We start from the raw sequence: 10,098 nt of genomic DNA, 5'->3' as shown, positions 1-10,098 counted from the left end.
CCCCGCCATAGACGAGGCGTCGGCCCGACGGGTCTTTGGCCCGCTCGAACTGGTTGAAGTGGACCTTGGCGGTGTTCTGCCACAGGCGGGTGGCCATGGCGTGCTCGGCCTCCTCGATGGCCATGCCGTCGACATGGTCAATCTTCTCGCCGATCGCATAGTCCTCGAAGGCGTGGGGCGCGCCGGCCAGGGCATAGTCATAGGCCGAAAAGTCCAGACCGGCCGGGACGATCAACTGATCAGGCGCAACGGCTTCTTCCAATGCCGGGACAAACTGTTCGCTGATCTCGACGTTCTGATCCCGCTTTCGCACCATCACCCAGCGCACGTAGCTCAGAACGGTCTCACCGAACTCATCCATTCCCGTCGTGCGGACATAGACGACGCCGGTCTTGCGGTTGGAGTTTTCCTTCAGTCCAATCACTTCCGACTTGGCGCTCAAGGTCATGCCGTCGGTGAGCAACTTATGGAAACGCCCCTCTGCGTAGCCAAGGTTCGCGACCGCGTTGAGGCTGATGTCGGGCACTGTCTTGCCAAAGACGATGTGGAAAGCGATCAGCGGGTCGACCGCCGCGTGCGGAAAGCCGCAGTCTTTCGCGAAAGCCTCGGACGAAAAAAGTGCAAAACGCGTTCCGTAAAGCGCCGTATAGAGCGCCACATCCCCCGCCGTGACGGTGCGCGGCGTGGCGTGGACCAGCACCTGGCCCAGCCTGAAGTCCTCGAAATAGTTCCCCGGATCGGTCTTGCTCATCCCTGCGTGTCCTTATTCTCGTTGGCCCCTGTTTTGCCGCACTGCAGCGAAACGGGAAAGAGGGCTTGAGGCTTGAGCGTCACGGGTCTAGACGGCGACTGAAACCACATTCACTCACAGGTTTGACGGAGACTCCATGGCTCGCGCGAAGATCGCCCTTATCGGCGCCGGCATGATCGGCGGCACTCTGGCCCACATCGCCGCTCGCGAAGAGCTGGGCGACATCGTCCTGTTCGACATCAGCGAAGGCACCCCCCAGGGCAAGGCCCTCGACATCGCCGAAGCCTCGGCCGTGTTCGGCAAGGATGTCGCCCTGAAGGGCGCCAATGACTATGCCGACATCGCCGGTGCCGACGTCTGCATCGTCACCGCCGGTGTGCCGCGCAAGCCGGGCATGAGCCGCGACGACCTGCTGGGCATCAATCTGAAGGTCATGAAGGCCGTCGGCGAAGGCATCAAGGCCCATGCGCCCAACGCCTTCGTCATCTGCATCACCAACCCGCTCGACGCGATGGTCTGGGCCCTGCAGCAGTTCTCGGGCCTGCCCAAGGAGAAGGTCATCGGCATGGCCGGCGTCCTCGACTCGGCCCGCTTCGCCTACTTCCTGGCGGAAGCCACCGGGGTGTCGGTCGAAGACATCCACGCCTGGACCCTGGGCGGCCACGGCGACGACATGGTTCCCATGGTCCGTCACTCGACGGTCGGCGGTCTGCCGCTGCCGGAACTGGTCAAGCAGGGCTGGCTGTCGCAGGACAAGCTGGACGCCATCGTCGATCGCACCCGCAAGGGCGGCGGCGAGATTGTCGCCCTGCTGAAGACCGGTTCGGCCTTCTACGCCCCGGCTGAAAGCGCCATCGCCATGGCCACCAGCTATCTGAAGGACAAGAAGCGCGTCCTGCCGTGCGCCACCTTCCTGACCGGCCAGTACGGCCTGGACGGCCTCTATGTCGGCGTGCCGGTCGTCATCGGCGCCGGCGGCGCGGAAAAGATCGTCGAGTTCGAAACCAACGACGCGGAAAAGGCGATGTTCGCCAAGTCCGTCGAGTCGGTGAAGGGCCTGATGGAAGCCTGCAAGGCCATCGACAACTCGCTGGTCTAAAGACTGGCGACAGTCTGAAATGATGAAGGGCGGCTCCTCGCGGGGCCGCCCTTTTTCGTTGCGGCTTGCCGGGCGCTTCCCGTCGGGCCTCCGCCGCCCTATCTGTTCGCCACACGTTCAAACGGAGCTTCCATGACCCTTTCCATGCACCAGGCCAGTGTCCCCGTCTTCGTCCAGGGCCTGAAGGGTCTGAAGGGCGTGCTGACCAAGGCGGCCGCCCAGGCCGAGGCCAAGGGCTGGGACGCCGACGCCCTGCTGAAGGCGCGGCTCTATCCCGACATGTTCCCGCTGCTGCGCCAGGTGCAGATCTCGACCGACTTCGCCAAGGGCTGCTGCGCGCGCCTGGCCGGCCAGGAGGTTCCGGCCTGGGATGACGTCGAGACCAGCTTTGCCGAGCTGATCGCCCGCATCGACCGCGCCATCGGCTATGTCGAGGGCCTGGACCCGGCCGCCTTTGCCGGGGCCGAAGACCGTGACATCACCCTGACCCGTCGCGGCGAGACCAGCGTGGTCAAGGGCCTGGCCTATTTCCAGACCCAGGCCCAGCCGAACTTCTTCTTCCACCTGACCACCGCCTACGCGATCCTGCGCCACAACGGCGTCGAGGTCGGCAAGCGCGACTATCTGGGCACGGCCTGAATTCCCGCCAGGGCGGCCGGATTCACGGTCGCCCTTTGACTCTTGCGGTCTTTCTGTGCATAAGCGCCCCCTTCCGGCGCTTTATCAGCAGCGCCTCCACCGTCACGACCCCGGCCTGCTAGCGCAGGATCCATCCGGACGAGGACGGCGAGGACCCCCGTCGACGTGATCGTCCACGGGGGCTGATTGCGTTTGGTCTGTTGTTTTAACCAGGGCTACCCATGTTCGACGGCCTTACAGAGCGGCTCTCAAGCGTCTTCGACCGCCTCGGCGGTCGCGGCGTGCTGTCCGAAAAGGATATCGACGAGGCCCTGCGCGAGGTCCGCGTCGCCCTGCTGGAAGCCGACGTCGCCCTGCCGGTGGTCAAGGACTTCATCAGCAAGGCCAAGGAGCTGGCGTCGGGCGAGGCGGTCATCCGCTCGGTCAAGCCGGCCGACCAGGTGGTCAAGATCGTCTATGACGGACTGGTCGACATGCTGGGTGGCGAGACGCCGACCGGCCTGAACCTGGCCCTGAACCCGCCGTCGGTGATCCTGATGGCCGGCCTGCAGGGCTCGGGCAAGACGACCACCACGGGCAAGCTGGCCCTGCGCCTGACCAAGATCGAGCGCAAGAAGGTGCTGGTCGCCTCGCTCGACACCCGCCGCCCGGCCGCCATGGAACAGCTGGCCATGCTGGCCCAGCAGGTCGGGGCCGAAAGCCTGCCGATCGTCGCCGGCCAGAGCGCCCAGGACATCGCCAAGCGGGCGATGAGCGCGGCGAAGCTCGGCGGCTATGACGTCCTGATCCTCGACACCGCCGGCCGCACCACGCTGGATGAGGCGATGATGAGCGAGGCGGCTGATATCGCCCGCATCGCCTCCCCGACCGAAACGCTGCTGGTCGCCGACAGCCTGACCGGTCAGGACGCCGTCCGGACCGCCAAGGCCTTCCACGAGCGTCTGCCGCTGACCGGCCTGATCCTGACCCGCGCCGACGGCGACGGCCGGGGCGGCGCGGCGCTGTCGATGCGCCATGTCACCGGCCTTCCGATCAAGTTCCTCGGGGCCGGCGAAAAGGTCGACGCGCTTGACGTGTTCGATGCCCGCCGGGTCGCCGGCCGGATCCTGGGTCAGGGCGATGTCGTCGCCCTGGTCGAGAAGGCTTCCCAGGAGCTGGACCAGGCCGAAGCCGAGCGCATGGCCAAGAAGCTGGCCAAGGGCCAGTTCGACCTGAACGATCTCTCCGCCCAGCTGTCCCAGATGCAGAAGATGGGCGGCATGGAAGGCATTATGGGCCTCCTGCCGGGCGTCCAGAAGGTCAAGAAGCAGATCGCCGAAAGCGGCATCGACGACAGCATCTTCCGCCGTCAGCAGGCGATCATCAGCTCGATGACCAAGCTGGAGCGCAAGAAGCCCGACATCCTGGCCGCCTCGCGCAAGCGCCGGATCGCGGCCGGCGCAGGGGTGGATGTGGCCGAGGTCAACCGGCTGCTCAAACAGCACCGCCAGATGGCCGATATGTTCAAGGCCATGTCCAAGGACGGCGGCAAGGGCCTGGCCCGCATGGCCGGCATGATGGGCGGCGGCGACATGTCCCGCCTGAAGGCCCTGGGCGGCGGCAAGCTGGCCCAGCCCGAACAACAGAATTCCGCGGGAGGCCTGCCGGGTCTTCCCGGTCTCGGCGGTGGCGGCGACGCCAAGCCGAACCTCCTTTCCGGCCTGGGCGGCGGCCTGCCGCCCGGTTTCAATCCGTTCAAGAAATAGAACTTCGAACCAAGGACTACGACAATGCTGAAGATCCGTCTCGCCCGTGGCGGCGCCAAGAAGCGCCCGTACTACTCGATCGTCGTCGCTGACAGCCACTCGCCCCGCGATGGCCGTTTCATCGAGAAGGTCGGCGCCTACAACCCGCTCCTCAAGAAGGACGACCCGGCGCGCGTGACCCTGAAGGTCGAGTCGATCCAGGCCTGGATCGCCAAGGGCGCCCAGCCGACCGATCGCGTCGCCCGCTTCCTGGCCGCCCAGGGCATCGGTGCCTGGACCCATGGCAACAACCCGACCAAGGGTGCTCCGGGCAAGAAGGCCCAGGAGCGCAGCGCCGAGCGCGCCCAGCGCGAAGAAGACCGCAAGGCCGCTGAAGCCAAGGCGATCGAAGACGCCAAGGCCGCTGCCGAAGCCGAAAAGGCCGCTGCCGCTGAAGCCGCCGCTGCTGCGGCTGCCGCGCCGGCCGTGGAAGAGGCTCCGGCCGCTGAAGCTGTTGCTGAAGAAGCGCCCGCTTCGGAAGAGACCACCGAAGCCTAAGGCTTCTGTGATGCCGCTCCGGTCCCCTGGGCCGGGGCGGCATCGCTTCCCGTGTGATGACCGTCCCGTCCCCCGCCAACCTGATCCTCGTCGGCCGTGTGTCCGGCGGCTTTGGCGTGCGTGGCGACGTGCGGATTGCGACCTATACCGAAGACCCGATGAGCCTGGCCGGTTTCAAGGCGCTGCTGCGCCAGGACGGCTCGCCGGCCCTGACCATCACCTCGGCCCGTGTGGCCAAGGAAGGCCTCGTCACCCGCTGCAAGGGGATCGAGACCAAGGAGGCGGCCGACGCTCTGCGCGGCCTTCGCCTCTACGTTCCTCGCGAGGCCCTGCCCGAGCCCGACGAGGACGAGTTCTATCTGACCGATCTGGTCGGCCTGCCCGTGCGCCATGTGGAGGGCAACGCCCTTCTGGGCTCGGTCAAGAGCGTGCAGAACTTCGGGGCCGGTGACCTGCTCGAGATCCAGCCCGCCCTCGGCGGCCAGACCTGGTACCTGCCCTTCACCCGCGCCGCCGTACCCGAGGTGAAGATCGCCGAGCGGCTGATCCTGGCCGATCCGCCGGCCCTGGTGGGTGAACCCGAGGGGCCGGCACAGAACGACCCCGCCGGGGACGACGAGGCGGGCTGAGGCCCTATTTCTTGATCCGCATCAGGCATTCCTGGGCCACCGAGGCCAGCAGGGTGCCGTCCTGGCTGAACATCTGGCCGCGCACCATGCCGCGTCCCTGTGAGGCGCTGGGGCTGTCCTGGGCAAACAGGGTCCAGTCATTGAAGTTGAACGGCCGGTGGAACCACATGGCGTGGTCGAGGCTGGCCGACTGCAGGCCGGGCGTCGTCCAGATCAGGCCGTGCGGCCGCAGGGCACTTTCCATGAAGGCCATGTCGGAGGCATAGGCCAGAGCGGCCTGCTGCATCTTGACGTCCTCGCCGAGCGGCGCGCGGGCCCGCATCCAGACCTCCTTGGTGCCGGACTTCTTCTCGGGCTTGACCGGATTTTGCGGATCGACCCAGCGGATGTCGATCGGCCGCGGCTTGTCGAGGAAGCGCAGCATCTTGGGATGGATCTGGTCGCCGAGGCTGCGCAGGAACTCGCCTTCCGTCCGCACCTCTTCGGGCGGCGGGGCCGACGGCATCGGCAACTGGTGCTCGAAGCCCTCTTCGGGCGTCTGGAACGAGCAGGCGAGGTTGAAGATCTGTTCGCCGTTCTGGATCGCCGCCACGCGCCGGGTCGTGAAGGTGCCGCCGTCCCGGGCCCGCTCCACCTCGTAGAGGACGGGGATGTTCACATCGCCCGGCCGGATGAAATAGGCGTGCAGCGAATGGCAGATCCGGTCCGGCACGGTCTTGTAGGCTGCCAGCAGGGCCTGGGCGATGACCAGCCCGCCGAAGATGCGCGGAAAGCCGTCATTGGGGCTGATCCCCCGGAAGAGGTTCACCTCGATGGCTTCGAGGTCGAGGATGTCGGCGAGGTTCTCGGGCGTCTGCATGAGCGTGGGTTATTCTCCCTGCGTCCCCGGGGCAAGACGCAACCTTGCGTCAAGCTGTCGCCGACCCCATCGTCGTTTCATGTTGCCTCCAATCGTCCACCACCCGGCCTATCGTGCTGAAATGCCCGAGGGGCACCGGTTCCCGATGGACAAGTTCTCGCAGCTGGCGGCCCTGCTCGAGGCCGAGGGCCTGGCGGGGCCGGACGGATTTCAGGTTCCCGAGCCGGTTGATGCCGAAACCCTGCGCCTGGCCCACAGTGCGGACTATGTGGAGGGGGTTCTCGACCTGACCCTGCCGGCCGAGGTCACGCGAAGGATCGGCCTGCCCAACAGCCGCTCGGTTGCCGACCGGGCCTGCGCGGCGACGGGCGGCACCCTGCTGACCGCCCGTCTGGCCCTGCAGCACGGGGTCGCCTGCAATACGGCCGGCGGCAGCCATCATGCCCTGGCCGACAGCGGGGCCGGCTTCTGCGTGTTCAACGATGTGGCGGTGGCGGCCCGGCGACTGCTGGCCGAGGGCCTGATCGGTCAGGCCCTGGTCGTCGATCTCGACGTGCACCAGGGCGACGGCACGGCGCGGATTTTTGAAGGCGACCCTTCGGTCTTCACCTTCTCGATGCATGCGGCGAAGAATTTCCCGGCCCGCAAGGCCGTCAGCGATCTCGATATCGAGCTGCCGGACGGCACCGGCGACGAGGCCTATCTGGCCGTGTTGGCGGAGTGGCTGCCGGTGCTGATCGGGCGGGTGGCCCCTGATATCGTGTTCTTCAACGCCGGGGTGGACCCGCATGCCGGCGACAAGCTGGGGCGCCTGTCGCTTTCGGATGCCGGGCTGAGACGGCGCGAGGCCTATGTTCTGGAAACCTGCCGGGCCCGGGACCTGCCTTTGGCGGGTGTGATCGGGGGCGGCTATGACGCCGATATCGGGCGTCTGGCGGATCGTCACGCCATCCTGCACCGGACGGCGGCGTCGCTCTGAAAGACGAGGCGTCAGGCTTCGCCGGGGCGGTCCGGAGGCGCTCAGGCCATCCGGACAGGCGCCCGGCGAAACGATGCGACCGTCACTTAGAAGCTCGGAGCGAGCGAGCCGACGATCACGACGAGCGGCAGAACCGCGAGAACGAGGGTAGCGAAGCCGCCGAAGCTGTTGGACTTGATGGTCATGGTCTTGATCCCTTTTTTGTGGCCGGGCGCGACGTCCGCGTCCGGTGAACAGGGATATAGGAGCCTCGACCCAGGAAAACACGTTACTCTTGCTTCATGACGCCATTTTAAGGAACGTTGACGCGTTCAATTCGCATTACACTGGTGTAATTTTCTGTGATCGGCAGCGATCCGAGCAATATTTCACTTCGTCCCAGACCTTTTCCCACTTCCGCCGCCAGGTGAAGGGCCGGCCACAGGCCAGGCACGGGCGTGAGGGCAGGTCGCCCTTGCGCACGGCCTTGCCGCTGCCGCCCCGGCCGGTGCGCGGCACGGGCCCTAGTCCTCGGTCGGGGCGACCAGGAAGATCCCCCGCAGGGTGGCGATCGGCGCGCTGCGGGTCTCCTGCCAGGCCTCGACATGGACATTGGCGACCCGGCGACCCAGCTTCTTGATGCTGGCCCGCGCATAGGTGGTCAGGGGCCGTCCCGAGCGCAGATATTCGATCGAGACATCGACGGTGCGCGGCTGCCGCTTCAGGGTGGCGGCCACCGACAGCTGGGCGACGGCGGTCATCTCCATGAAGGCCCCCAGCACGCCGCCGTGAATGGCCGGCAGCATCGGATTGCCGACGATATGGTCGGCAAACGGCAGGATGGCCGTCATCTCGTCGCCGGCCAGTTCGGCGGTGATCCCGAGAAAGCGGGCATAGGGGATCGAGCCGAGGACGGCGACGAGGCGGTTGTCGGCGTCGCTCATGCGGCGTCTCCCCCGGTCCGGGCCGGTCCGGTTGCGGCGGTCCGCGGCGGCTTGAAATTGGCCCCGGCCTTCTTGCCGGCGCTGCTGTCGAGCATGAAGGTGGCCTGGGCGGTCGCCACGGGATCTTCCGGGTCGTCCTCATAGGCCACGGCCCGCACGAAGGCGACCGAGCGGGTGATCTTGTAGCAGTGGGCCCGGGCCAGCACATCGCGGCCCGGTATGGCCGGCCGCATATAGTCGATCCGCAGGTCCAGGGTGGCGATCGAGGTCCAGGTCGCCAGGGCCGCATGCACGGCCTGGCCGCTGGCATGGTCGAGAAGCGTCGTCATGACCCCGCCGGCGATCACGCCGGTCTCGGGATCGCCGACGATCTCCGGACGGTAGGGCACTTTCAGCAGGGCCACTGCGTCGCCGATCTGAAGGGTGGAAAAGCCCAGGGCGCGGGCCTGCGGGCTGCCCTCGTTCATCGCCGTGGCGATCAGCCGGCTCTGTTCGTGTGTTTCGCTCATTGGCAATGATTAGCAGTCTGCGCATTGTCTTATCCAGCCGTGATCAAGCCCGAAGACCTTCTCTGCCCCCGACCGGACGGGCTCTATTGTCCCCCAGGGGACTTCTATGTCGATCCGGTCCGACCCGTGGACCGGGCGGTGATCACCCATGGCCATGCCGACCATGCCCGGGCCGGTCACGGGGTGGTCGCCGCGACGCCGGAAACCCTAGCGATCATGGCCGTCCGCTATGGCGAGGCCTTTGCGGAGCGCCGGCACGTCGCCGACTATGGCCGACCGTTCAGCCACAACGATGTCGAGGTCACCCTGGTCCCGGCCGGGCACGTGCTGGGCTCGGCCCAGGCGGTGGTGCGCTGGAAGGGCCTGACCATGGTGGTGTCGGGCGACTACAAGCGGCGCCGCGATCCGACCTGCGCCCGCTTTGAGCCGGTGCCGTGTGACGTGTTCATCACCGAGGCCACCTTCGGCCTGCCGGTCTTCCGCCATCCCGACGATGCCGGCGAGATCCGCAACCTGCTGGCCAGCGTCGCCCAGTTTCCCGAGCGCACCCATCTGGTCGGGGCCTATGCCCTGGGTAAGGCCCAGCGGGTGATCCGGCTGCTGCGCGAGGGCGGCTGGGACCAGCCGGTCTATGTCCACGGGGCGCTGGAGCGTCTGAACGGCCTCTACCAGGACCATGGCATTGATCTGGGCCCGCTGTTGCCCGCCACCACAGACCAGTCGAAGACCGCCTTCGCCGGCCAAATCGTCATCGCCCCGCCCTCGGCCATCGCCGACCGCTGGTCGCGGCGGTTCGCCGATCCTGTCGACTGTTTCGCCTCGGGCTGGATGCGCGTCCGGGCCCGGGCCCGCCAGCGCGGCGTCGAACTGCCGCTGATCCTGTCCGACCATGCCGACTGGGACGAACTGACGGCGACCCTGGCCGAACTGCGCCCCGGCGAAGTGTGGATCACCCATGGCCGCGAGGAGGCGCTGTTGCGTTGGTGCGAACTCGAAGGCCTGCCGGCCCGGGCCCTGCGGCTGGTCGGCTATGACGAGGACGAGGGCGAATAGGGGCATTGAGCTCCTTTCCTTCCTTCCCCCCTTGGGTGGGGTCAGGGTGAGGACACGGGGTCTCCGCCTCACGCGGTGGTGGCCGCTGAAGGGACGGGAAGGGCTGCGGAGCGTCCGGACCGCGTCCGGAGAAAGAGATTTGAATACCGTTTCGACGAAGTTCAGACGCTCCGCGTGATCGTTCTGTCGGAAGCGTGCGGCGCTCGAGCCCTGTTAGAGCCTCGCCGCCCTGAAGCCTCCTGCGGGCGGACCGGGGCGCGACCCCGGTCCGGACCGTGAACCCTTCCAGGCCCACCTGCTGCTCGCCCGACCCCTGCCGTGACGTCGTTTCTGTGATCCACGGCCGACCGCCGCCAGACACGACAGGGTTGGCGG

General features: G+C 67.0%; 12 protein-coding genes and 1 pseudogene. 7 read left to right on the top strand and 6 right to left on the bottom strand.

What is annotated here, in order from left to right:
- A pseudogene (locus DBR10_RS11450) lies at positions 1 to 751 on the bottom strand (MaoC family dehydratase); the annotation flags it as partial.
- Positions 752 to 887: 136 nt separating this feature from the next.
- On the opposite strand from DBR10_RS11450, the gene mdh reads away from it, so the two are divergent.
- The 5 genes from mdh to rimM all read left to right on the top strand — a co-directional run bounded on the left by mdh (position 888) and on the right by rimM (position 5,400).
- A complete protein-coding gene (gene mdh, locus DBR10_RS11445; RefSeq protein WP_108556347.1) occupies positions 888 to 1,850 on the top strand; it encodes a malate dehydrogenase in 963 nt (320 codons plus the stop codon).
- Between the two features lie 132 nt (positions 1,851 to 1,982).
- A complete protein-coding gene (locus DBR10_RS11440; protein ID WP_108556346.1) occupies positions 1,983 to 2,489 on the top strand; it encodes a DUF1993 domain-containing protein in 507 nt (168 codons plus the stop codon).
- 221 nt (positions 2,490 to 2,710) lie between these two features.
- Positions 2,711 to 4,234 carry a signal recognition particle protein gene (ffh, locus tag DBR10_RS11435; RefSeq protein ID WP_108505047.1) on the top strand — a complete coding sequence of 508 codons (1,524 nt, stop codon included), beginning with the start codon at positions 2,711 to 2,713 and terminating at the stop codon, positions 4,232 to 4,234.
- A 24-nt stretch (positions 4,235 to 4,258) separates the two neighbouring features.
- Positions 4,259 to 4,771 carry a 30S ribosomal protein S16 gene (gene rpsP, locus DBR10_RS11430; protein ID WP_108505046.1) on the top strand — a complete coding sequence of 171 codons (513 nt, stop codon included), beginning with the start codon at positions 4,259 to 4,261 and terminating at the stop codon, positions 4,769 to 4,771.
- Positions 4,772 to 4,827: 56 nt separating this feature from the next.
- On the top strand, positions 4,828 to 5,400 hold the full coding sequence (gene rimM, locus DBR10_RS11425; protein WP_108505045.1) for a ribosome maturation factor RimM: 573 nt from the start codon (positions 4,828 to 4,830) through the stop codon (positions 5,398 to 5,400).
- Positions 5,401 to 5,404: 4 nt separating this feature from the next.
- On the opposite strand, the gene DBR10_RS11420 is transcribed toward rimM, so the two are convergent.
- Positions 5,405 to 6,259: an acyl-CoA thioesterase gene (locus DBR10_RS11420; RefSeq protein ID WP_108505044.1), complete on the bottom strand. Its 855-nt coding sequence runs from the start codon at positions 6,257 to 6,259 to the stop codon at positions 5,405 to 5,407.
- 79 nt (positions 6,260 to 6,338) lie between these two features.
- Between DBR10_RS11420 and DBR10_RS11415 the strand changes: the two genes are divergently transcribed.
- Positions 6,339 to 7,238 (top strand): histone deacetylase family protein, encoded by a 900-nt coding sequence (locus DBR10_RS11415; protein ID WP_108505043.1) that lies wholly within the window; start codon positions 6,339 to 6,341, stop codon positions 7,236 to 7,238.
- A gap of 86 nt (positions 7,239 to 7,324) precedes the next feature.
- Here DBR10_RS11415 and DBR10_RS20020 read toward each other — a convergent pair whose 3' ends face one another.
- The 4 genes from DBR10_RS20020 to DBR10_RS11400 form a co-directional block, all read right to left on the bottom strand.
- Positions 7,325 to 7,423: a hypothetical protein gene (locus tag DBR10_RS20020; protein WP_233243385.1), complete on the bottom strand. Its 99-nt coding sequence runs from the start codon at positions 7,421 to 7,423 to the stop codon at positions 7,325 to 7,327.
- 136 nt (positions 7,424 to 7,559) lie between these two features.
- Positions 7,560 to 7,700: a DUF2256 domain-containing protein gene (locus DBR10_RS11410; RefSeq protein ID WP_108505048.1), complete on the bottom strand. Its 141-nt coding sequence runs from the start codon at positions 7,698 to 7,700 to the stop codon at positions 7,560 to 7,562.
- Between the two features lie 41 nt (positions 7,701 to 7,741).
- Positions 7,742 to 8,161, bottom strand: coding sequence for a PaaI family thioesterase (locus DBR10_RS11405; RefSeq protein WP_108505042.1), 420 nt, complete (start codon positions 8,159 to 8,161; stop codon positions 7,742 to 7,744).
- Positions 8,158 to 8,670 carry a PaaI family thioesterase gene (locus tag DBR10_RS11400; RefSeq protein ID WP_108505041.1) on the bottom strand — a complete coding sequence of 171 codons (513 nt, stop codon included), beginning with the start codon at positions 8,668 to 8,670 and terminating at the stop codon, positions 8,158 to 8,160. The genes DBR10_RS11405 and DBR10_RS11400 overlap by 4 nt, the downstream gene beginning before the upstream one ends.
- Before the next feature lie 24 nt (positions 8,671 to 8,694).
- Between DBR10_RS11400 and DBR10_RS11395 the strand changes: the two genes are divergently transcribed.
- Positions 8,695 to 9,723, top strand: a complete 1,029-nt coding sequence (locus tag DBR10_RS11395) for a ligase-associated DNA damage response exonuclease (protein WP_108505040.1) — start codon at positions 8,695 to 8,697, stop codon at positions 9,721 to 9,723.
- The last annotated feature ends 375 nt before the right edge of the window (positions 9,724 to 10,098 follow it).

Source organism: Caulobacter sp. HMWF025, from assembly GCF_003060965.1.
Lineage (GTDB): Bacteria > Pseudomonadota > Alphaproteobacteria > Caulobacterales > Caulobacteraceae > Caulobacter.
The sequence above is the reverse complement of the archived record's forward strand: the minus strand, read 5'-3'. Positions and strand labels throughout refer to the sequence as shown.